Source organism: Pseudescherichia vulneris, assembly GCF_902164725.1.
Classification (GTDB): domain Bacteria; phylum Pseudomonadota; class Gammaproteobacteria; order Enterobacterales; family Enterobacteriaceae; genus Pseudescherichia; species Pseudescherichia vulneris.
The window spans coordinates 3,186,188-3,208,974 of record NZ_LR607338.1 but is presented as its reverse complement, the minus strand read 5'-3'; the positions used below and the strand labels follow the sequence as shown (position 1 = coordinate 3,208,974).

The window sequence follows — 22,787 nt, the reverse complement described above, 5'->3', positions numbered from 1 at the left end:
GGTGCTGCACCTGCTGCTGCGCCTTCTCGCCCAGCAGTACGCGGTAGATCAGCCCACCCAGCAGGCCACCCACGATTGGCATGACCCAGAACACCCATAGCTGTTGCAGGGCCCATGTCCCCTGGAAGATCGCTACGGCTGTGCTGCGCGCAGGGTTAACGGAGGTGTTAGTCACCGGAATGCTAATAAGGTGGATAAGCGTCAGCGCTAAACCAATCGCCAACGGTGCAAACCCAGCTGGCGCACGTTTGTCCGTCGCACCGTGAATGACAAACAGGAAAAAGGCGGTCAGAACAATTTCAGCCAGCGCGCAGGCGGCAAAACTGAAGCCGCCCGGCGAATGCTCGCCAAAGCCGTTGGAGGCAAAGCCGCTAAGCGTCGCGTCAAAGCCGCTTTTTCCGCTGGCAATAAGATAGAGCACCGCTGCCCCAGCAATACCACCAATTACCTGTGCCACGATATAGGGAATGACATTACGTGCAGAAAATCTGCCGCCAGCCCATAACCCCACCGTCACCGCTGGGTTAAAGTGCCCGCCGGAGATGTGGCCTACCGCGTAGGCCATGGTCAATACGGTCAGGCCAAAGGCAAGCGCAACGCCGACAAACCCAATTCCCAAACCTGGAAACGCTGCCGCTAATACAGCGCTGCCGCAACCGCCAAATACCAGCCAAAATGTGCCAAAAAACTCAGCAGATAACATCTTAAACATAAACAGATCCATCAAAAAAGTTAAATACATTCCTGCAAAGGCAGGCGTTAATAGCTTTACCAGTAATAACAAACTCAGTAGGGGGAGCAGCCCGACCGCGGCCGCTTTATATCAAAGAGATGCATTCCATCATCAAAAAAATTAAAAAATCTGAGCGGAAACATAATTTCCGGAAAAGAATATTCCCCTGATAAAAACTTAGCAATCTGAAAAATAGAATCACACCCCGACTAAACAGTGCTACCCTCCTACACGCCCCGTAGCGACTGGCTTTAGCTATTTTTGAAAAAATATATTTATCTCAAATAAAATTAATTACTTATGTAATGCATTCACCGAGTGAATTCAAAATACCAACTTATTCACTAATTAATATAAGTTACCGAACCCACTATTATTTTCATTCAGTTACCGTTCGTAAAACAAATCTGCGTGGCTATACCACGTTATATGCGTATGCTCTGTTTCATCGGGATGAGCCATTTTATGCTCTTTTGTTCCGATACTTTATTACAGCAGAGAGTGGCGAAAGGATGTACTCGCCCGCCTGCTTTCATCTTGCTTGTTGGATTAAAAATATGAACAAAATTTTGCGTTCTGCTTTACTGGTGTCCGCTCTGGCGCTCTCTTCAGGCGCGGCTTTTGCTGCAAATGTCTCTACGGCACCGGCCCCGTCTCAGGATCCGATTGTTCAGCACCTGAAACTAAGCCAGGATCAGGTTACGAAAATTCAGCAGCTGCACCAGCAGCTTAAAACCAATATTCAGCAAATTAAAATCACCGGCGCGAAAGATGGCGCGATTATCGATATGATCCGTTCCGGGAAATGGAGTGACGATACGGTAAAAACGCAGCTGACCGCGTTTGGCAATGCTGAACAGCAGGCGCGTTACTACAAGGTGAAGTACTACTTCGATCTTAACCAGATCCTGACCCCAGCCCAGCGTCAGCAGGTGCAGGACGATCTGGCTAAAGCGGCAATGGAATAATGTCTTTGCCCGCCGTTCCCCCGGCGGGCTTCTTACTCTGTCGACAACCGCTTAAAAAGCGATCTCGCGCACACTTTTCCACCCAATATCCCTTATGAATCAAGCGTAAAAAAGCCATTCGCCTGCGTATTATTTGCGTCGCTGAAAGGCAAATGATTGCACCAGGAAATAAAAGTGTCGCCGTTCCACGACACACCTAAGTCTCTAAAAATATGTAGAAAAAACCCTCTTGCACCCCGTAATAATTAAGCGTACATTAGCGCCGTCTGGCGTGAGGTACGCCCGAAATTCTGGGGTGATGCTGTCCTCCTAAGCGAGAAAATTCTCAATTTGGCTTTGGTACAGTTTCAGCTCTCTATAATCAGTCCTGATGTTCATTAATGCGTACCCTGACGTATGCGGAGTGATGAAACGTGAAATATTTTTTTATGGGCATTTCAGTGATGGTCATTGTTTGGGCCGGCACCTTCGCCCTGATGATCTGAGCAGCTGTCACGCATAAAAAAAACAGGAGCCTAATGGCTCCTGTTTCTCTTCTATTGCCCCACTTCGGTACGACGCTACTCGCTCTCTTCCGCAGAGGCTTTTGGCGTAACGGGAAGCAGGCCATCGGCGCGGAACATCGCTTTGATTCCGCGCACCGCCTGACGAATACGGTCCCGGTTCTCAATCAGCGCAAAACGCACGTGGGTATCGCCATATTCACCAAATCCAACCCCTGGCGACACGCACACTTTAGCGTCGTTGAGCAGCTTCTTCGCGAACTCCAACGAGCCCATCTCTGCGTAGGCATCCGGGATCTTTGCCCATACGTACATAGAGGCTTTGGGCATCTCTACCATCCACCCCGCCTCGTGCAGGCCTTTAACCAGCACGTCGCGACGGCGTTTGTACTGGTCGGCAATATCGCGTACGCACTGCTGATCGCCTTCAAGAGCAGCAATGGCCGCCACCTGTAGCGGCGTAAAGGTTCCGTAGTCGTGGTAGCTTTTAATTCGTGCCAGGGCGTTCACCAGCTCGGCGTTGCCGACCATAAAGCCGATCCGCCAGCCTGCCATGTTGTAACTTTTTGACAGGGTAAAGAACTCTACCGCTACGTCGCGCGCACCGGGGACCTGCATAATCGACGGCGCTTTCCAGCCGTCGTAAACGATATCGGCGTAGGCGAGATCGTGGACCACCAGCACGTCATAGCGTTTCGCCAGCGCAACCACCTTCTCAAAGAACTCCAGCTCTACGCACTGCGCCGTTGGGTTAGACGGGAAGCCGAGGATCATCATTTTTGGCTTCGGATAGCTCTCGCGAATGGCGCGCTCCAGCTCGTTAAAGAAGTCAACGCCTTCGACCAGCGGCACGGAGCGGACCTGTGCCCCGGCAATCACCGCGCCATAGATATGGATCGGATAGCTGGGATTCGGCACCAGCACGGTGTCGCCGTGATCCAACGTAGCCAGCATCAGGTGCGCCAGCCCCTCTTTTGAACCAATGGTCACGATGGCTTCGCTTTCTGGATCGATCTCAACCTGGTAGCGCTCCTGATACCAGCGGGAGATGGCCCGCCGCAGGCGTGGAATACCGCGTGACGTTGAGTAGCCGTGGGTGTCCGGGCGCTGGGCCACGGTGCAGAGCTTTTCAACAATGTGCGGCGGAGTGGCACCGTCAGGGTTACCCATGCTGAAGTCAATAATGTCTTCGCCGCGCCGACGCGCAGCCATCTTCAGTTCGGCAGTGATGTTAAAAACGTAAGGGGGGAGACGATCGATACGCGAAAAGCGGCGTTTAGGACTGAATTCAGCCATAGATTCCTCGGATAACGTGAGCGCCCGGACCGTCCGAGCGACGTTGCCACCTGTCGTAGTGGCATAGCATTGAAAATAGCCTGAAAAATTTCCTGCTGTCGAGAAAAAATGCAAAAATTGTTTTGCGGAGAAAAAGCGGAACCGTCGGCTGAACAAAACGTGATTTAGTGTTTAATATAAACATTAAACATAGAAGGGATTAACATCATGATATCAATAAAGTTACCGTAATCTTACTCTACACACGTGAGTTTGCTTGCCAGCCGCCTGCATTAACCAATCCCCTTTTCTGTTAAGGGTTTTTCCCTGTTTATCCTTCAGGGAAGTTAACTGGTCTTCTGTCGCTAATTTTTTTATCATCGCTTTTTCATGTCATTCACAAGAGCTACCCGTGCACGAAATTTTCACTATGCTGCTGGCGGTTTTCGATCGTGCGGCGTTGATGCTTATTTGCCTCTTCTTTCTTATTCGCATCCGCCTGTTCCGCGAGCTGCTGCATAAAACGGCCCACTCCCCGAAAGAGCTGCTGGCCGTAACGGCTATCTTCTCGATGTTTGCCCTGTTTAGCACCTGGTCAGGTGTGCAGGTCGAGGGCTCACTGGTTAACGTGCGGATTATTGCGGTGATGTCGGGTGGGATCCTGTTTGGGCCCTGGGTCGGCATTATTACCGGCATGATTGCTGGCACTCATCGCTACCTAATCGATATCGGCGGCGTTACCGCCGTCCCGTGCTTTATTACCAGTATCGTGGCGGGCATTCTCTCTGGTTGGATCAACGTAAAAATCCCGAAGGCGCAGCGCTGGCGCGTGGGCATTATCGCGGGCATGCTGTGCGAAACCCTGACAATGATTTTGGTCGTTCTCTGGGCACCCACTACCACGCTGGGCTTGGATATCGTGTCGAAAATCGGCGTGCCGATGATTTTAGGCACGGTGTGCATCGGTTTTATCGTGCTGCTGGTACAGAGCGTTGAGGGTGAGAAGGAGGCCAGCGCGGCACGTCAGGCCAAGCTGGCACTCGATATTGCCAATAAAACGCTGCCCCTGTTCCGCCACGTCAACAGCGAGTCGCTGCGCCAGGTATGCGACATTATCCGCCGCGATATTCACGCCGATGCGGTTGCCATCACCAATATCGATCATGTCCTTGCCTACGTTGGCGTCGGCGAGAACAACTACCGCGACAGCGATGATATTATCAGTCCCACGACCCGCAGGGCGATCGACAACGGTGAAATCGTCATTAAAAACAACGATGAGGCGCACCGCACCCCGGAGATCCACTCTATGCTGGTGATACCCCTGTGGGAGAAAGGGGTGGTTACCGGCACGCTGAAGATCTACTACTGCCATGCTCACCAGATCACCTCGTCGCTGCAGGAGATGGCGGTAGGCCTGTCGCAGATTATCTCGACCCAGCTGGAGGTCTCCCGCGCCGAACAGCTGCGGGAGATGGCCAATAAAGCAGAGCTGCGGGCACTACAGAGCAAAATTAACCCACACTTTCTGTTTAACGCGCTGAACGCCATCTCCTCGTCGATTCGCATGAATCCAGATACCGCCCGGCAGCTGATCATCAACCTGTCGCGCTACCTGCGCTATAACATCGAGCTCAATGACGACGAGCAGATCGACATTAAAAAAGAGCTATACCAAATTAAAGATTACATCGCCATTGAGCAGGCGCGTTTCGGTGACAAGCTGACGGTCATTTATGATATTGATGAAGAGGTCACCTGCGTGATCCCCAGTCTGCTGATCCAGCCGCTGGTAGAGAACGCCATCGTCCACGGGATCCAGCCGTGTAAAGGCAAGGGAGTAGTGAACATCAGCGTGGAGGAGTGTGGCAACCGGGTGCGCATTGCCGTGCGCGACACCGGCCACGGTATCGATCCCAAAGTGATTGAGCGCGTTGAAGCCAATGAGATGCCCGGAAATAAAATCGGCCTGCTGAACGTTCATCATCGCGTGAAGCTGCTCTACGGTGAAGGTCTGCACATTCGCCGCCTTGAGCCTGGAACGGAAATTGCCTTTTACGTGCCGCATCAGCGTACCCCGGCTCCCGGGCCAGTAACGCTGCTGCGTTAAACAGGAGAGTGACAGTGAAAGTTATCATCGTTGAAGATGAGATCCTCGCCCAGCAGGAGCTGAGCTGGCTTATCAAAGCGCACAGCCAGATGGAGATTGTCGCCACCTTTGATGACGGTCTGGACGTGCTGAAGTACCTTCAGCACAACAAGGTGGATGCCCTGTTTCTCGATATCAATATTCCGTCCCTGGACGGCGTGCTGCTGGCGCAAAACATCAGCCAGTTCGCGCATAAGCCTTTTATTGTGTTTATTACCGCGTGGAAAGAGCATGCGGTCGAGGCGTTTGAGCTGGAGGCGTTTGACTATATTCTGAAGCCCTATCAGGAGTCGCGGATCATCACCATGCTGCAAAAGCTGGAGGCAGCCTGGCAGCAGCAATCCGGCACCAGCGGCAGCCCGGTAGCGACCCGTGAGAATGACACCATCAATCTCGTTAAGGACGAGCGCATTATCGTGACCAGCATTCACGATATCTACTATGCCGAAGCCCATGAGAAGATGACGTTTGTCTACACCCGGCGGGAATCCTACGTGATGCCGATGAACATCACTGAATTTTGCAGCAAGCTACCCGCGGCGCACTTCTTCCGCTGCCATCGCTCCTACTGCGTTAATCTGAACAAGATCCGCGAGATCGAACCCTGGTTTAACAACACCTATATTCTGCGGCTGAGGGATCTTGATTTCCAGGTTCCCGTCAGCCGCAGCAAGGTAAAAGAGTTCAGGCAGCTAATGCACCTGTGATCAGAGGATGTAGCCCAGGGTCTGGCGCATATGCGCACCTGCGCCCAGCAGGCCTGGGTTGTCATGCACGATCAGGTACACTGGAATGTCCTGCACATAGGCTTTAAAGCGTCCTTTATCCTCAAAGCCGCCGCGGAAGCCGGACGCCTTAAAGAAGTCGAGGAAGCGCGGCACGATACCGCCCGCAATATAGACCCCGCCGAAGGTGCCCAGCGTCAGCGCCAGGTTGCCGCCAAAGCGGCCCATCACCACGCAGAACAGCGACAGCGCCCGGCGGCAGTCGGTACAGCTGTCAGCTAACGCCCGCTCGGTCACGTCTTTCGGCTGGAGGTTTTCCGGCAGGCGACCATCCGATTTCACAATCGCCCGGTAGAGATTGACCAGCCCAGGTCCTGACAGCACGCGCTCGGCAGAGACATGCCCTACTTCAGCACGCAGCTCCTCCAGGATAATGGCCTCTTCTTCGCTGTTTGGCGCGAAGTCAACGTGGCCGCCCTCACCCGGCAGGCTTACCCAGCGCTTATCAACATGCACCAGATGCGCAACCCCAAGGCCGGTACCGGCTCCGTAGACGGCAATCGGCTTACCTTCGACCGGCTCCCCGCCGCCAAACTGGGTCAGATGCTCTCTGTCCAGCATGGGGATCGCCATCGATACGGCGGTAAAGTCGTTGATGATCTCCAGGTGAGCAAAACCCAGGTTCTGCTTCATCTCGGCGATGGAGAAGGCCCAGGTGTGGTTCGTCATGGCGACCCAGTCGCCGGTAATCGGACAGGCGATGGCAATGGAGCCATCTTCAACACTGACGTTGTGTTCAGCAAGGTAGACGCGAACCACGGCTTCAAGGCTTGGATAATCCAGCCCGGAATAGGTCTTAGCCTGGGAAATTTCGCCGTTGGCGACATCGCATAGCGCTAAACGCGCATTGGTGCCGCCTACGTCTCCTACTAAAGCATACTTTGTCATTCTTTTACGGCTCCGCTAAAGTCAGAATAAATCTTTGGCACACTGTAAATTCAAGGCGCTGTAACAACAACGACCATAGCACGAGTGCTGAGGGATTATAGAGCTTCATCACAGAATAACTTTACTCTTTCCGCATCATTTGTGTCGACGCCGCCAGGCGAGCCGTGCAATGGTGCCCATAAGTGAAAGTAGAAGGAAATCATCATGCTCCATCCGCGAGCCAGAACCATGTTGTTGCTGTCGCTTCCCGCGTTGATTATTGGCGTAGCGTCGAGTGTTGTACTGGTGGCGGTGATGAAAGTCGCCTCCGTGCTGCAATCTCTTCTCTGGTCCAGCCTGCCGACAACGCTCGGCGTCCCGCTGGACTCTCCCTTCTGGACGCTGCTGATGCTGACGCTCACCGGCGTGGCCGTCGGGCTGGTGCTGCGCTACAGCCCGGGCCACGGTGGACCGGATCCGGCCACCGAGCCGCTGATTGGTGCACCGGTAGCCACCTCTACCCTCCCCGGCCTGCTCTGCGCGCTGATTATTGGCCTGGCGGGCGGGGTCAGCCTTGGCCCTGAGCATCCTATTATGGTAATCAATATTGCCCTCGCGGTGGCCGTTGGTGCGCGGCTATTTCCCCGGGTGACGGCGCTTGACTGGACGGTGCTGGCCTCTGCCGGCACGATCGGCGCGCTGTTTGGCACACCGGTTGCCGCCGCGCTGATCTTCTCCCAGACCCTGGGCGGTAACAGCGACGTTCCGCTGTGGGATCGGCTCTTCGCTCCGCTGATGTCCGCCGCCGCGGGCGCGCTCACCACCAGCCTCTTTTTCCACCCGCACTTCTCGCTGCCGATTGCCCACTACGGGCAGATGCAGCTGGTGGATATCTTTAGCGGTGCGGTAGTAGCCGCCATCGCGATTGCATTGGGGATGATTGCGGTGTGGTGCCTGCCACGCCTGCACCAGCTGATGCACAGGCTGGGCCATCCGGTGCTGATCCTCGGTATCGGCGGCTTTCTGCTGGGTATTCTCGGCATTATCGGTGGGCATATCACGCTGTTCAAGGGGCTGAGTGAGATGCAGCAGCTGGCGTTTAGCCAGACCTTTACCGTCAGCGACTACCTGCTGTTTGCGGTGGTGAAGCTCGCTGCGCTGGTAATTGCCGCCGCCTGCGGTTTTCGCGGCGGACGCATCTTCCCGGCAGTGTTTGTTGCAGTGGCGTTAGGGCTGATGCTGCACGAACACGTCGAGGCCGTCCCGGCAGCCATTACCGTGTCATGCGCCATTCTTGGCCTGGTGCTGGTGGTGACCCGCGACGGCTGGCTGAGCCTGTTTATGGCGGCGGCAGTGGTACCGGATACTACCCTGCTACCGCTGCTGTGCATTGTGATGCTTCCCGCGTGGCTACTGCTGGCGGGAAAACCGTTGATGATTGCGCCACGTCGCAAAGATTAACGCCCGCGCGGGTTTCATCGGCTCGTCCGGTGTAATGTTGCGCTTTTTACAGAACCGAGAGGGTAACTGCATGGTTTATCAGGCCAATCCTGAGCGCTATCAGGGAATGGAGTATCGCCGCTGCGGCGATAGCGGCATCAGGCTGCCAGTAATATCGCTGGGGCTGTGGCATAACTTTGGTGACGCGACGCGGGTTGATACCAGCCGCCAGCTGCTACGCCACGCCTTCGATCTAGGCATCACCCATTTTGACCTCGCCAATAACTACGGGCCGCCGCCGGGCTCTGCCGAAAGCAACTTTGGCCGCATCCTGCAAGAGGACTTTTTGCCGTATCGCGACGAGCTGATTATCTCTTCCAAAGCCGGCTATACCATGTGGGACGGCCCTTACGGCGACTGGGGTTCACGCAAGTACCTTATTGCCAGCCTCGATCAGAGCCTGCGCCGGATGGGGCTTGAGTATGTCGATATCTTCTATCATCACCGCCCGGATCCGCATACCCCGCTGAAGGAGACCATGCGCGCCCTGGATCATATTGTGCGCCAGGGGAAAGCGCTCTACGTTGGGCTCTCGAACTACCCGGCCGAGCTGGCCCGCGAGGCCATCGCCATCCTCGACGATTTGGGCACGCCCTGCCTGATCCATCAGCCGAAGTATTCGATGTTTGAGCGCTGGGTAGAAGACGAACTCCTGGATCTGCTGGCAGAAAAAGGCGTCGGCAGCATCGCCTTCTCGCCGCTGGCGGGTGGTCAGCTAACGGATCGTTACCTCAACGGCATTCCGGAAGATTCACGGGCTGCCAGCGGCAGCCGCTTCCTCAATCCGGATCAGCTTACCGAGGAGAAGCTGGATAAGGTGCGTAAGCTTAATGCCTTAGCACAGGCGCGCGGGCAGAAGCTCTCGCAGATGGCGCTGGCGTGGGTGCTGCGCGGGGACAGAGTGACTTCAGTGCTGATTGGCGCAAGTAAAATTGCCCAGCTGGACGACGCTGCGGGCATGCTGGCTAACCGCCACTTTACCGAGCAGGAGTGTGCCGCCATTGATGCAATCCTGAACGACGCAGGTTAACTCTTTTTTTAACAAAAAGTGCTCCCCTCCACGAATTAGGAGTTAAGGAGATGCTACGGGACTTTACGTCTCGTAATATTTTCTTACAGGCCATTGTGGCCCGCTCGTGGAGGATTTTTTTATGTTCAGGTCACTTATTCTGGCAGCACTGTTAATGGCTACTACAGCCCCGCTGGTCGCCCACGCCGGTGAGATCACGCTGTTGCCGTCTATAAAATTACAGATTGGCGACCGGGACGATCGGGGCCACTACTGGGATGGCCGAGACTGGCGCGACCGGGACTACTGGCACCGTCACTATCAGTGGCGCGAGAACCGCTGGCGTCCGCACGATCGCGGCTACCATCGTGGCTGGGACAACCGTAAGGCATACGAGCGTGGCTATCGCGAAGGCTGGCACGATCGTAACGACCGTCGTGGCCCAGGNCGCGGTCATGGTCATGGTCATGGTCATGGTCACGGCCACCACCATTGATAAACGCGTAATTTATTTCGTAGGCCGGGTCAGGCGCAGCCGCCACCCGGCGTTCCTCTCACATTACAGCCCCAGCGCCATCCCTATCAGCAGCCACAGGTTAAGCCCTACCACCAGAGCCACTATCACCCAGCCGAGGCGTTTTACCAGTCGGGTATTGACCAGCTCACCCATCAGCTTGCCGTCGCTGGTAAAAATCAGCAGAGGCACCAGCGCCAGCGCGATACCAAAGCTAAGCAGAACCTGACTCATAACCAGAATACGCGTCGGATCCAGTCCCATCAGAATGACGATAAACGAGGGCAGCATGGTGATAGACCGACGCAGCCACAGCGGAATACTGAAGCGAACAAACCCCTGCATCACCACCTGGCCTGCCAGGGTGCCTACTACCGTGGAAGAGAGTCCTGCCGCCACCAGGCTCAGGCCAAAGATGGTGGCTGCCGCATGGCTTAGCAGCGGTTCGAGGGTAAGGTAGGCCTGATCCAGATCGGCAACGCCGGTATGGCCGCTAAAGTGAAACGCGGCGGCGGCGGTGGCCATCATCGCCAGGTTAACGAAGCCCGCGATAGTCATGGCAATCGCTACGTCCCACTTCGTTGCCGAGTAGCGCTCTTTACGCGATCCGTCATGCAGATTCTGGGTCAGAGAGGAGTGCAGATAGATGACGTGCGGCATAATGGTTGCCCCCAGCACGCCCGCAGCCAAAAACACCGCTTCGGTAGTCGGCAGGCTCGGGATCAGCATCCCTTTACCCAGATCCACCAGCTTAGGCTGGGAGAAGATCAGCTCCACCACGTATGCCACCGCGACAAAGAGCAGCAGACCGCCAATTACCTTCTCCAGCGGTTTATCGCCGCGCCGCTGTAGCATGAGGATCAGGAAGGTGGCAATGCCGGTCAGCACCGCCCCCTGCAGCAGCGAGACGCCGAGAATGAGTTTAAAGCCAATCGCCGCCCCGATAAACTCCGCAAGGTCGGTGGCCATGGCGATGATCTCCGCCTGCACCCAGTAGAACCAGACCACCGGACGTGGATAGCGATCGCGAATATGCTCGGCAAGGTTTTTGCCGGTGGCAATCCCTAGTTTGGCAGAGAGCACCTGGATCAGCATCGCCATCAGGTTAGCCCACACCACCACCCATAGCAGCTTGTAGCCGAAGCTGGCCCCGGCCTGAATATTGGTAGCAAAATTGCCGGGATCGATATAGCCAATTGCCGCCACAAAGGCGGGTCCCATCAATGCGAACCGAAGCTTCCGCGCTGTACGTCCGCTGCTGCCCTCAACGCTGCTATCGTTCATTTTTGCCTCTAATATAGCCTTTGCTATGTTTCATGCTAGCAAAATGCGAATGATTATCAAGTTGGTTTGGGTGGATTTCTTTGATAGATAAAACCGATTAACGGAGTGAACGTCAGGAAAAGAGCGAAAATGCGTGGGGAGGTTGTCCCATTTGTTACAGTCTAGCAGCGTAAACGGGTTTTACACTTCTTTTATTAACATAACAAAATTGTATCTTTGATCACTATTTTTGAGTCTCGTCACAGGACATAACGATAGTGTGTATTTGATCTCGTTTTATTTACTCTTGTTTCATAGAATGTGCACGAAAACTAAACCTGCCTCATGTTTGGAGCAAAAAGTATGTCCCGCGTTCTTCACTTTGTTTTGGCGCTTGCCGTTGTGGCGCTGCTTGCCTTACTGGTCAGCAGCGATCGCAAGAAAATTCGTATTCGTTTCGTTGTTCAGCTTTTGGTCATTGAAGTGTTACTCGCCTGGTTCTTCTTGAACTCCGACATCGGTCAGGGCTTCGTACGTGGCTTCTCCGAGATGTTTGAAAAGCTGCTCGGCTTTGCCAACGAAGGGACCAACTTCGTCTTTGGCAAAATGAACGATGAAGGTCTGGCATTCTTCTTCCTGAAGGTACTCTGTCCTATCGTCTTTATCTCGGCGCTGATCGGTATCTTGCAGCACATTCGCGTCCTGCCGATTGTTATTCGCGCTATCGGTACCGTGCTGTCAAAAGTTAACGGCATGGGCAAACTGGAATCTTTCAACGCGGTAAGCTCGCTGATTCTGGGGCAGTCAGAAAACTTTATCGCCTATAAAGATATCCTCGGCAAAATGTCGCGCAACCGCATGTACACCATGGCAGCCACGGCGATGTCTACCGTCTCCATGTCAATCGTTGGCGCGTACATGACCATGCTGGATCCAAAGTACGTCGTTGCGGCGCTGGTTCTCAACATGTTCAGCACCTTTATCGTTCTGTCGCTGATCAACCCTTACCGCGTGGATGAGAGCGAAGAGAATCTGCAGATGGCGAATCTGCATGAAGGTCAGAGCTTCTTTGAGATGCTGGGTGAGTATATCCTGGCAGGCTTCAAAGTGGCGATTATCGTTGCCGCCATGCTGATCGGCTTTATCGCCCTTATTTCTGGTCTGAACGCCCTGTTCGCCGCCGTACTGGGCATCTCCTTCCAGGGCATTCTGGGCTACATCTTCTACCCGATTGCATGGGTAATGGGCGTACCGGCCGGTGAAGCGCTGCAGGTAGGCAGTATTATGGCAACCAAACTGGTCTCTAACGAATTCGTTGCCATGATGGACCTGCAGAAGATCGCCAGCACCCTGTCGCCACGTGCGGAAGGGATCCTCTCCGTGTTCCTCGTCTCCTTCGCTAACTTCTCCTCTATCGGCATCATTGCCGGTGCCATCAAAGGCCTGAACGAAGAGCAAGGCAACGTGGTATCACGCTTTGGTCTGAAGCTGGTTTACGGCTCTACGCTGGTCAGCGTGCTGTCTGCATCTATCGCTGCGCTCGTGCTGTAAATTCACGTCGCACAGATACAAAACCGGGGTCCTGCCCCGGTTTTTTTATTTCTAATCCGCCAGCTTCTCGGGTTTACCCAGCAGATAACCTTGTAGGTAGTCCACGCCCAGCGAGAGCAGCAGGTCACGCTGCTCCTCGGTCTCCACATACTCTGCCACCACGGTCAGCGATTTGGCCTTCGCCATAAAGCAGATCGATTTCACAATCATCGCGTCCAGAGAGTCGGTGAGAATATCCTTCACGAAGCAGCCGTCGATCTTCACGATGTCAGCATGCAGACGCTTCAGACGCTCGAAGTTAGCGTAGCCGGTACCGAAATCATCGATCGCAATCTTAAAGCCGTAGTTTTGCAGACGCTGAATGTTATGCATGCTGGTTTCCGAATTAGAGAAAGCCTGCTCTTCGGTTATCTCAATGATCACGCACTGGGGGGCAACGTCATAGCGTTTAAACAGGGTCATAATCTGCGTGGCCGACTCTTCCTGCATCAGGGTTAGCGGCATCAGGTTGACGGAGAAACGCGCCTGAGTACCGGGAACCGGATGCGCACGCAGCCAGCGCAGCAGGGTCTCCAGCACCTGCATGTCGAAGCGAATGCTCAGGTTAAACTGGGCGATAACCGGCAGAAAACGGTCAGGCGTGAGAATTTCACCTTCAACGGCAAGGCGGGTTAGCACCTCATGGTACCCCACCCCGTCCGCGTTCTGGATTGGCTGGGCATAGAGCAATAGTCCATCCTCCTCCAGGGCACGCTTTACGCGGTTAAGCAGCAATACGCGATCGGTAGTGTGACCGCAGACAGTCTCAAGACTCTGGGTAAGGGCTAGCACATGCGAGTTGGCACAGGCCTGCTCGGAAAGCCAGCTCAGCTGGCCCAGCATTTGGTGAAACACCTCCCCAGCGCCCTCAATAATGCCCCACGAGGCCCCAAACTCGATATCCATTGCGGTGTGGTGCCAGAAAATTTTCCGCCCGCTGAGGTAGTCCACCATATGTTGAAGCCGCGCCGTCGGATCGGCACCGTTGAGCAGCAGCAGCAGCTCGCTTCCCGGCAGCTGATAGACCTTCTCATTGCGCATCAGCAGCGGCTGTAGCTCACGGGTGATGCTGCGCTTACACTGCACGCGCATCATCATGCCATAGTGACGACTGAGAAACTCCAGGTTGCTGATGTGCAGACAGCAGACGACCCGATGCGTATGCTTCTCTAACTGCTGTTCAAGGGCACGCAAATTCGGCAGACCGGTAAGAGGATCGGTTAGCGCCTGCGCCTTCCACGCCCGCTTAAGCCACTCGCTGCGCCGGTAAATAGAGGCCATGTAGAGAATACAGATGGTAAAGGAGATCAGTACCGACAGCACGAAGGCCATTGAATACTCAGTGTAAACGCCCTGCAAGAAATTTTGATTATTGGCGAGGAGCATCAACGCAGTAAATGCCCAGCTCATACCGATTAACGGCGGGCTTAGCTTACCGATCCCTAAGGTAAATAAAATAAAGATGATCGGGACCAGGTACCCGGCTATATAGTCAGACTGATAAGGTGAACAGACGACAATAAGAAACAGCGCTAATGTGAGCAGCCAGCCTAAAGTAAAATTTCTTCTTCTCGGCGACAAGAAAGGCCGGAGGCTTTTTCGCCATAGCGTCCGGCCATAGCGGGGATTTACCATCATGCGCAACGGATAATAAAACATCATGGTGAAAATCAGCGCCGCGCAAATCAAACTCTGTATATCAATGATGCTGTAAATAACTGAGCTGGTATCAAAGAACCGGGCCATCGGCGTCGGAAATGCCACTTTGGCACCCGCAATGTACATGGTTGCCTTAATAGCGGCAGGCGCAACAAACGCTAGCCAGACGGTGCGCACCCCCATATGCCGGTTTGGCAAGCCGTATCGCCAGCGCGTGCCCAGCTGCCAGCGTACAATGGTGCATGACAGCAGGAGAGGAAAGAAGAAGCAAAAAAGGAAAACGCCGGTTTGCAACAGGTTTAAATCCAGCAGACGCTCATAAACCAGGGCAAATCCCACTACCAGCGGAAAGATGGCCCGGCGGCCAAAAAGAAGGAGCATTGCCAGCGAGACGCTGAACGGTAGCCACGCCAAAAAGATTTCACTTGCATCTACCTGGGCGCGCGGTGAAATAAAACGTGAAAAGGGGACAATTGCTATACACATTATTAACACAATTAAAAACACTTTCACATGACTGTATATTTTCATTTTCATTTGAGTTAATAAGTGTGCTCTTGGCGCGCAATTTCGCTGGGCAGAAATAATAGGTTTATTCACAAAGTGAATCAAGTTAGCGAGCTGATAGTGAATTGGTGCTTAACAATAGTTAAGTAATAAGAGAATTTCCTGGGATCGCTATAAAAATTTTACTGAATGTTCATGAAAGCGGAATGACAGGCATAAAAAAACCCTCGCAAAAGCGAGGGTCTGAATTTTGGTGGAGCTAAGCGGGATCGAACCGCTGACCTCTTGCATGCCATGCAAGCGCTCTCCCAGCTGAGCTATAGCCCCACAGTCTTCTTTACGCACCAAATCTGTTGGGTTCAGAGTTTGGTGGAGCTAAGCGGGATCGAACCGCTGACCTCTTGCATGCCATGCAAGCGCTCTCCCAGCTGAGCTATAGCCCCGTTGCGTAAAGCTGTCGTGTTGACGGGCGGCATAATATGAATTCCTTTGGCAGGTGTCAACGGCAAAATGTCTCTCCTTCTCTCAACCGCTGAAAAAGCAAACAAATGAACGACATTGCGTGCCTGCTCGCAGTCAGGAGTTAAACCTGTCACATTTTCGCGTAAAATGGTGCTATAAAATGAACCCCTAATTACCCCTACTGCTCGTCAGGAAATCGTATGATCAAGGAACGAATGACGCCGGAAGAGTTAGCCAAACTGACAGGCTATAGCCGCCAAACAATTAACAAGTGGGTACGCAAAGAGGGCTGGGTAACGTCACCCAAGCCTGGCGTGCAGGGCGGCAAGGCGCGCGTGGTGCATATCAATGAACAGGTGCGTGAGTTTATCCGCAACGCTCGTCGGGCTGCCGATGCGACGCTCTACGCTGACGCCAGCCTGGATACCTCACTCGACGTGCTGCTGGTGACGCTGGCGAAAGAGATGACGCCTTCAGAACAGAAGCAGCTGACCTCTCTGTTAATGCGCGAGGGGATCAGCGGCCTGCTCCAACGGCTGGGTATTCGCGGTAGGGAAAAATAAGATGAAGCTACCCGATAAAATGACGCCTGAAGAGATGGCGGACTATCTTGGCGTGGCCAGACAAACGGTTAACCGTTGGATCCGCGAACAGGGTTGGACAACCGAGACGCTAACCGGTGTGAAAGGTGGCAGGGCGCGACTGATCCATATTGATGAACGCGTGCTGGCCTATATGCGCAAAACGCCGGTAGTTCGTCACCGCCAATCAGCCTCGTCAATGGCAGAACCCGCTGCAGGCTACGGCACGCTGTTTCAAACCGCTTCGCTACGCCAGATAAATACTGTTCTGCAGAATATGACGCCCGCCGAGCAGGAACGTCTGGAGCGCTTTTTGGCACGAGAGGGCCTGCGCGGGTTTTTAACCCGGCTGGGCATTGCTGACGCTGAGGCATAAAAAAACGGCAGGTTAACCCTGCCGTTTCTGTTGAGTGCGGTTATCGCCTGCTTACTGCTGGCTTTCACGCTCTGCAATAAAGCCCAGCGCGCGATTGATACGCTCAACGCTGCGAGTTTTACCAATGGCATGCACGGTAACGTCCAGCGCAGGCGACTGCCCTGCCCCGGTCACCCCCACGCGCAGCGGCATCCCGACTTTACCCATTCCGACTTCCAGCTCATCGGCGGTAGCCTGAATCGCATGGTGGATGTTTTCCGCCGTCCAGTCAGTGAGCGCGGCCAGCTTGTCGCGCACCACTTCCAGCGGCTGACGCGCAACCGGACGCAGGTGCTTCTTGGCGGCGTCAGCGTCGAACTCGGCAAACTCCTCATAGAAGTAGCGGCAGCTCTCGGCAATCTCTTTCAGCGTCTTGCAGCGTTCGCCCAGCAGTCCGATCAGCTCTGACAGCTGCGGGCCGGTACGGGTGTCGATGTTTGCCTGCTCGATATGCCATTGCAGATGGGTCGCAACGTACTCCGGAGCCAGGGTGTTGATATAGTGGTGGTTCAACCACAGCAGCTTGTCGGTGTTAAAGGCGCTGGCCGATTTGCTTACCGCACCCAGCGAGAAGAGATTGATCATCTCTTCGCGGCTAAAGATCTCCTGGTCGCCGCTGGACCAGCCCAGACGCACCAGGTAGTTAAGCAGCGCTTCAGGCAGATAGCCGTCGTCACGATACTGCATCACGCTCACCGCGCCGTGGCGCTTGGAGAGCTTTTTGCCATCGTCGCCGTTGATCATCGAGACGTGAGCATACACCGGCACCGGGGCGTTCAGCGCTTTCAGGATATTGATCTGGCGCGGGGTGTTATTGATATGGTCTTCACCGCGGATCACGTGGGTGATCTGCATATCCCAGTCGTCGACGACAACACAGAAGTTATAGGTTGGGGAACCGTCGGTGCGGCGGATGATCAGATCGTCCAGCTCCTGGTTGCTGAATTCGATCGGGCCACGGATCTGGTCATCAAAGATCACGGAGCCATCCTGCGGGTTCGCAAAGCGTACGACGCAAGGCTCATCGGCAGCGTGTTCGCTGTGATCATGGCGGCAGCGACCGTCATAGCGTGGCTTCTCGCCGTTGGCCATCTGCTCTTCACGCAGCGCCTCCAGACGCTCTTTAGAGCAGTAGCAACGGTAGGCGGTGCCCACTTTCAGCATGTCGTCGATCACCGCATTGTAGCGGTCGAAACGTTTGGTCTGGAAATAGGGGCCTTCATCCCACTCCAGATTCAGCCAGTTCATGCCATCCATAATGGCTTCAATAGCCTCTGGCGTAGAGCGTTCGAGATCGGTGTCTTCAATACGCAGCACAAACTCACCGTTCTGGTGACGTGCGAAAAGCCAGGAATAGAGAGCGGTACGCGCCCCACCGACGTGCAGATAGCCGGTCGGGCTTGGCGCGAAGCGAGTTTTGATTTTCATGAAATGGCCTTACGTTGATAACGATGCCGACAGCCGGCAAGTCCTGGAAAACAGAATGGGCAATATTCTATCACCCTGCGCTGATTCCTCAATGTTGTTACTACTGTGGGCGAGTCAAAGCCGTTTTTTGTTTAGAAATCATGCGTACGCAGCCATTTATGCGCCGCTTTGTCTAAATTTACGACGAACAAACAAAATCTTGAGAAAAGGCGTTGACTCATTTTCAACTCTCCCTATAATGCGACTCCACACAGCGGGGGTGATTAGCTCAGTTGGTAGAGCATCTCCTTTACACGGAGGGGGTCGGCGGTTCGAGCCCGTCATCACCCACCATCATTACGATGATGACCGCAGTGTAGATAAGCAGTGAGATTGGGCGATTAGCTCAGTTGGTAGAGCATCTCCTTTACACGGAGGGGGTCGGCGGTTCGAGCCCGTCATTGCCCACCAATCTCAACTTATCAACAGCAGTTCCGAAATGGGCGATTAGCTCAGTTGGTAGAGCATCTCCTTTACACGGAGGGGGTCGGCGGTTCGAGCCCGTCATCGCCCACCATTTCGGGTCGTTAGCTCAGTTGGTAGAGCAGTTGACTTTTAATCAATTGGTCGCAGGTTCGAATCCTGCACGACCCACCAATGTAAAAAAGCGCCCTAAAGGCGCTTTTTTGCTATCTGCTGTCTGTGATTTAACGCCGGGCGGCGCTGCGTTTGCCCAGCCTACGGTGAGCTCGGTGCTGTTTGTAGGTCGGGTCAGCGCAGCGCCACCCGACATGCCGGTTCCACATATCTCTCAAGCTCTCTAAAAAAATGCCGATATAACAGGTTTATGGCAAGAGAGGTTTTATAATGACAACCATTTCAACCACTACACCGTCAGTCCAGTCCGGCAGTTCCGGACGCTCCTCCAGCAGCGCCAGCAGCGATATCGCCTCCCAGATCCAGAGCCTGACCCAGCAGGTCACTAAACTCACCAAACAGCTGAAAGAGATCGCGAACGGCAGCGGCACCACGGAAGAGAAGCAAAAGCAGCAGGAGCAGATCCAGAACCAGATCAAGCTGCTGCAGGCGCAGATCGCCCAGCTCCAGCAACGCCAGGCAGAAGAGGCGCAGAAAAAGCAGGAGCAGAAACAGACGAAAGCAGAAGGCGTAAACTCCCCTTCCACCGAGCATCAGATTGACATCTACATCTAATCGCTCAGAGAGGCGTTATGCCTCTCTTCTTTCTCAACAAACGCGATAAATCACTTTTCATTAACATCCAGATAAAAGCAAAATGGTGGCACTGTCTTTCAGGAGTCATTATGAAATTTTTACGCGTCCTCGATCCTTTTACGCTCACGCTCATTGCCGTTGTTTTACTGGCCTCTTTTTTTCCAGCACGCGGCGGCTTCGTCCCCTTCTTTGAAGGACTTACTACCGCCGCTATCGCCCTGCTCTTCTTTATGCACGGAGCCAAGCTCTCCCGGGAAGCCATTATTGCTGGCGGCAGCCACTGGCGGCTGCATCTGTGGGTGATGTGCAGCACCTTTATTCTGTTTCCGGTGCTGGGCGTGCTGTTTGCATGGTGGGCACCGGTCAACGTCAGCCCTGAGCTCTATACCGGTTTTCTCTATCTCTGCATCCTGCCTGCCACCGTGCAGTCCGCAATCGCCTTTACCTCGCTGGCCGGTGGTAACGTAGCGGCCGCGGTGTGCTCTGCCTCTGCCTCCAGCCTGCTGGGCATCTTCCTGTCGCCGCTACTGGTCGGCCTGGTGATGGATATGCACGGCGCACAGGGCAGCCTCGAGCAGGTAGGGAAAATCATGCTGCAGCTGCTGCTGCCGTTTGTGCTCGGCCACCTCTCACGTCCGTGGACCGCCGCCTTTGTGGCGCGTAATAAAAAGTGGATTGCGAAAACCGACCAGACCTCCATTCTGCTGGTGGTCTACTCTGCCTTTAGTGAGGCGGTGGTGAACGGCATCTGGCATAAGGTGGGGTTGGGATCGCTGCTGTTTATCGTGATTGTCAGCCTGGTCCTGCTGGCGATTGTGATGGGGGTAAATATCCTCGTGGCACGCCTCTGCGGCTTTAACAAAGCCGATGAAATCACCATCGTCTTCTGTGGCTCGAAAAAGAGCCTGGCCAACGGTATTCCGATGGCCAATATTCTTTTCCCGACCTCAGTCATTGGGATGATGGTGCTGCCGCTGATGATCTTCCATCAGATCCAGCTGATGGTCTGCGCCGTGCTGGCACGCCGCTATAAGCGGCAGGCGGAGGCGCAGCAGGCCCATCAGGCTGCTGATAACCCCTAAGGTTGCCGCAGGGGCTGCACCAGATGCGTCAGCCCCTCGGTTTTAATCAGCAACGTAAAGGCCATCAGCTGCCCAAGATGCCCGGGCGGAAACGTCTCCTTGCGGGCAAACCAGAGCAGGTACTCCTCCGGAAGATCGATCAGCCTCCGCCCCTTATATTTACCAAAGGGCATCTCGGTGTTAGCAATCTCTACCAGCTGGGCCTTATCCATCTTAGACTCCCATCAGGCGCAGCATCTCGTCTTCGTCGATCACCGCAATTCCCAGCTCCTGCGCTTTAGCCAGCTTAGAGCCCGCCGCCTCGCCGGCAATCACCAGATCGGTCTTTTTCGATACGCTGCCTGCGACCTTCGCCCCTAGCTCCACCAGCCGTGCCTTCGCGTCATCCCGGGACATCTGGCTCAGGCTGCCGGTTAGCACAACCGTTTTACCGGCAAACGGGCTGTCGATCTCTTCGGCGTTGACCACCAGCGGCTTCGGCCAGTGAATGCCAACCCCTTCGACCAGATCGCGGATCACCTCGCGGTTGCTCTCTTCCGCCAGGAAGTTAAACACGTGGGTAGCCACCACGATGCCGACGTCCGGCACCTTCTGCAGATCCTCAATCGAGGCCGCTTCCAGCGCCTCCAGAGTACCAAAGTGCGCGGCCAGGCCTGCCGCCGTGGCTTCGCCGACCTCGCGAATGCCCAGCGCGTAGAGGAAGCGGGCAAAGGTGGTCTCTTTCGCCTTCTCCAGCGCGTTGACCACGTTCTGCGCCGACTTCGGCCCCATGCGATCCAGCCCGGTCAGCTTACCTGCCGTCAGGCGGAACAGGTCGGCGGGCGTGTGTACGTACTCCTTCTCCACCAGCTGGTCGATAATCTTATCGCCCATGCCGTCAACGTCCATCGCCCGGCGGGAGACGAAGTGTTTCAACGACTCTTTACGCTGCGCACCGCAGATCAGACCCCCGGTACAGCGGGCTACCGCCTCGCCCTCAACGCGCTCGACGTCGGAGCCGCAAACCGGGCAGTGCGTCGGGAACGCAACGTCACGGGCATCGGCCGGACGCTCGGATTCAACAACGTTAACCACCTGCGGGATCACATCCCCCGCCCGGCGGATCACCACCCGATCGCCGATTTTTAGCCCCAGGCGGGCGATTTCGTCCGCATTGTGCAGAGTAGCGTTACTCACCAGGACGCCTGCAACGTGTACTGGCTCAAGGCGCGCCACGGGCGTGATCGCCCCGGTGCGTCCTACCTGAAACTCCACGTCACGCACAAAGGTCAGCTGCTCCTGCGCCGGAAATTTAAATGCCACCGCCCAGCGCGGGGCGCGGGCAACAAACCCCAGCTGCTCCTGCAATTCGAGCGAATCGACCTTGATGACTACTCCGTCGATATCAAACCCCAGCGTCGGGCGATCCGCTTCGACCTGGTGATAAAAGTCCAGTACGGCTTCCGGCGTATCACAGATGCGAATGCGGTCACTCACCGGCAGGCCCCAGGCCTTAAACTGCTGCAGGCGGCCCAGGTGGCTGCGGGGCAGATCGCCCCCCTGCAGGATCCCGACGCCGTAGCAAAAGAAGGTCAGGGGCCGCTTGGCGGTCACGCGCGGGTCGAGCTGGCGCAGCGAGCCTGCCGCCGCGTTGCGCGGGTTGGCGAATACTTTGCCGCCGGTACGCCGGGCTTCGTCGTTGATCTTCTCAAAGCCCGCCTGGGGCAGAAAGACTTCGCCGCGTACCTCCAGCCGTGTCGGGATATTATCCCCGTGCAGCTTGAGTGGGATCGCCCGGATGGTGCGCACGTTGGTAGTGATATCCTCCCCGGTGGTGCCGTCCCCGCGCGTGGCGGCCTGAATTAGCACGCCGTTCTCGTAGATGATACTCACCGCCAGCCCGTCGAGCTTGAGCTCGCAGCAGTAGCTCAGCGCATCGGTGCTCTTCAGGCGATCCTGCACGCGCTTGTTGAACGCCAGAAAGCTCTCTTCATCGAAGACGTTATCCAGCGACAGCATCGGGACTTCATGGCGCACCTGGGTGAAGGCGGTCAATGGGGCAGCACCCACCCGCTGGGTAGGGGAGTCCGGCGTAATCAGATCGGGATGCTCGGCCTCCAGGGCGCGTAGCTCGCGCAGCAGGCGGTCATACTCGGCATCCGGGACTTCAGGGGCATCCATCACGTGATAGAGATATTCATGATGGCGAAGCGTGGTTCGCAGTTCAGTTAGCTGTTGTTCGATTGAGTCCATATCGCACCATCAATAGAAAAAACCCCCGACAGGCGGGGGCTTATGAGAGAGAT

At 55.1% G+C, this 22,787-nt stretch carries 20 protein-coding genes and 6 tRNA genes; 16 read left to right on the top strand and 10 right to left on the bottom strand.

Features of this window, described 5'->3' with window-relative positions:
- Positions 1-712 (bottom strand): aquaporin Z (aqpZ, locus tag FN633_RS13365; RefSeq protein WP_154058940.1); only part of this gene is annotated, 712 nt, incomplete at its 3' end.
- A 578-nt stretch (positions 713-1,290) separates the two neighbouring features.
- Here aqpZ and FN633_RS13360 point away from each other — a divergent pair.
- Positions 1,291-1,701 (top strand): Spy/CpxP family protein refolding chaperone, encoded by a 411-nt coding sequence (locus tag FN633_RS13360; protein ID WP_042389473.1) that lies wholly within the window; start codon positions 1,291-1,293, stop codon positions 1,699-1,701.
- A gap of 413 nt (positions 1,702-2,114) precedes the next feature.
- The gene (gene ypdK, locus FN633_RS13355; protein ID WP_099458783.1) at positions 2,115-2,186 is read left to right on the top strand and encodes a membrane protein YpdK; all 72 of its coding nucleotides are present in this window, start codon (positions 2,115-2,117) and stop codon (positions 2,184-2,186) included.
- Between the two features lie 75 nt (positions 2,187-2,261).
- Here ypdK and alaC read toward each other — a convergent pair whose 3' ends face one another.
- Entirely contained in the window at positions 2,262-3,500 is a 1,239-nt protein-coding gene (alaC, locus tag FN633_RS13350) for an alanine transaminase (RefSeq protein WP_154058029.1), read from the bottom strand.
- Between the two features lie 391 nt (positions 3,501-3,891).
- Between alaC and FN633_RS13345 the strand changes: the two genes are divergently transcribed.
- Entirely contained in the window at positions 3,892-5,589 is a 1,698-nt protein-coding gene (locus FN633_RS13345) for a sensor histidine kinase (protein ID WP_154058028.1), read from the top strand.
- Positions 5,590-5,603: 14 nt separating this feature from the next.
- Positions 5,604-6,335: a LytR/AlgR family response regulator transcription factor gene (locus tag FN633_RS13340; protein WP_154058027.1), complete on the top strand. Its 732-nt coding sequence runs from the start codon at positions 5,604-5,606 to the stop codon at positions 6,333-6,335.
- On the opposite strand, the gene glk is transcribed toward FN633_RS13340, so the two are convergent.
- The gene (glk, locus tag FN633_RS13335) at positions 6,336-7,301 is read right to left on the bottom strand and encodes a glucokinase (RefSeq protein WP_042389469.1); all 966 of its coding nucleotides are present in this window, start codon (positions 7,299-7,301) and stop codon (positions 6,336-6,338) included.
- A 204-nt stretch (positions 7,302-7,505) separates the two neighbouring features.
- Between glk and FN633_RS13330 the strand changes: the two genes are divergently transcribed.
- The 3 genes from FN633_RS13330 to FN633_RS13320 all read left to right on the top strand — a co-directional run bounded on the left by FN633_RS13330 (position 7,506) and on the right by FN633_RS13320 (position 10,285).
- Entirely contained in the window at positions 7,506-8,741 is a 1,236-nt protein-coding gene (locus tag FN633_RS13330; RefSeq protein ID WP_154058026.1) for an ion channel protein, read from the top strand.
- A 70-nt stretch (positions 8,742-8,811) separates the two neighbouring features.
- Positions 8,812-9,810 (top strand): L-glyceraldehyde 3-phosphate reductase, encoded by a 999-nt coding sequence (mgrA, locus tag FN633_RS13325; protein ID WP_154058025.1) that lies wholly within the window; start codon positions 8,812-8,814, stop codon positions 9,808-9,810.
- A gap of 121 nt (positions 9,811-9,931) precedes the next feature.
- Positions 9,932-10,285 (top strand): DUF2502 domain-containing protein, encoded by a 354-nt coding sequence (locus tag FN633_RS13320; RefSeq protein ID WP_154058024.1) that lies wholly within the window; start codon positions 9,932-9,934, stop codon positions 10,283-10,285.
- A 63-nt stretch (positions 10,286-10,348) separates the two neighbouring features.
- On the opposite strand, the gene FN633_RS13315 is transcribed toward FN633_RS13320, so the two are convergent.
- A complete protein-coding gene (locus FN633_RS13315; protein ID WP_154058023.1) occupies positions 10,349-11,587 on the bottom strand; it encodes an Nramp family divalent metal transporter in 1,239 nt (412 codons plus the stop codon).
- 342 nt (positions 11,588-11,929) lie between these two features.
- Here FN633_RS13315 and FN633_RS13310 point away from each other — a divergent pair, with 342 nt between their 5' ends.
- On the top strand, positions 11,930-13,117 hold the full coding sequence (locus FN633_RS13310; protein WP_154058022.1) for a NupC/NupG family nucleoside CNT transporter: 1,188 nt from the start codon (positions 11,930-11,932) through the stop codon (positions 13,115-13,117).
- Positions 13,118-13,168: 51 nt separating this feature from the next.
- Here FN633_RS13310 and FN633_RS13305 read toward each other — a convergent pair whose 3' ends face one another.
- From FN633_RS13305 to FN633_RS13295, 3 genes are all read right to left on the bottom strand, one after another.
- Positions 13,169-15,301 (bottom strand): EAL domain-containing protein, encoded by a 2,133-nt coding sequence (locus FN633_RS13305; protein WP_341805710.1) that lies wholly within the window; start codon positions 15,299-15,301, stop codon positions 13,169-13,171.
- Between the two features lie 272 nt (positions 15,302-15,573).
- Positions 15,574-15,649: transfer RNA gene (locus tag FN633_RS13300), tRNA-Ala, on the bottom strand.
- 40 nt (positions 15,650-15,689) lie between these two features.
- Positions 15,690-15,765 (bottom strand) — tRNA-Ala (locus tag FN633_RS13295).
- A 219-nt stretch (positions 15,766-15,984) separates the two neighbouring features.
- Here FN633_RS13295 and FN633_RS13290 point away from each other — a divergent pair.
- Positions 15,985-16,347, top strand: a complete 363-nt coding sequence (locus FN633_RS13290) for a YfeC-like transcriptional regulator (RefSeq protein WP_042389450.1) — start codon at positions 15,985-15,987, stop codon at positions 16,345-16,347.
- A 1-nt stretch (position 16,348) separates the two neighbouring features.
- Entirely contained in the window at positions 16,349-16,741 is a 393-nt protein-coding gene (locus tag FN633_RS13285; protein ID WP_208674109.1) for a YfeC-like transcriptional regulator, read from the top strand.
- Positions 16,742-16,792: 51 nt separating this feature from the next.
- On the opposite strand, the gene gltX is transcribed toward FN633_RS13285, so the two are convergent.
- The gene (gene gltX / locus FN633_RS13280) at positions 16,793-18,208 is read right to left on the bottom strand and encodes a glutamate--tRNA ligase (RefSeq protein ID WP_154058020.1); all 1,416 of its coding nucleotides are present in this window, start codon (positions 18,206-18,208) and stop codon (positions 16,793-16,795) included.
- 257 nt (positions 18,209-18,465) lie between these two features.
- Here gltX and FN633_RS13275 point away from each other — a divergent pair.
- The 6 genes from FN633_RS13275 (at position 18,466) to FN633_RS13250 (ending at position 20,502) form a co-directional block, all read left to right on the top strand.
- Positions 18,466-18,541: transfer RNA gene (locus tag FN633_RS13275), tRNA-Val, on the top strand.
- Positions 18,542-18,582: 41 nt separating this feature from the next.
- Positions 18,583-18,658: transfer RNA gene (locus tag FN633_RS13270), tRNA-Val, on the top strand.
- A gap of 30 nt (positions 18,659-18,688) precedes the next feature.
- A tRNA-Val gene (locus FN633_RS13265) sits at positions 18,689-18,764 on the top strand.
- 4 nt (positions 18,765-18,768) lie between these two features.
- A tRNA-Lys gene (locus tag FN633_RS13260) sits at positions 18,769-18,844 on the top strand.
- A gap of 210 nt (positions 18,845-19,054) precedes the next feature.
- Entirely contained in the window at positions 19,055-19,399 is a 345-nt protein-coding gene (locus FN633_RS13255) for a FlxA-like family protein (protein ID WP_154058019.1), read from the top strand.
- A 110-nt stretch (positions 19,400-19,509) separates the two neighbouring features.
- Positions 19,510-20,502, top strand: coding sequence for a bile acid:sodium symporter family protein (locus tag FN633_RS13250; RefSeq protein ID WP_154058018.1), 993 nt, complete (start codon positions 19,510-19,512; stop codon positions 20,500-20,502).
- On the opposite strand, the gene FN633_RS13245 is transcribed toward FN633_RS13250, so the two are convergent.
- A complete protein-coding gene (locus FN633_RS13245; RefSeq protein WP_154058017.1) occupies positions 20,499-20,714 on the bottom strand; it encodes a DUF3820 family protein in 216 nt (71 codons plus the stop codon). The two genes, FN633_RS13250 and FN633_RS13245, sit on opposite strands and share 4 nt — an antisense overlap.
- A gap of 1 nt (position 20,715) precedes the next feature.
- A complete protein-coding gene (ligA, locus tag FN633_RS13240) occupies positions 20,716-22,734 on the bottom strand; it encodes an NAD-dependent DNA ligase LigA (RefSeq protein WP_154058016.1) in 2,019 nt (672 codons plus the stop codon).
- Positions 22,735-22,787: the final 53 nt, after the last annotated feature.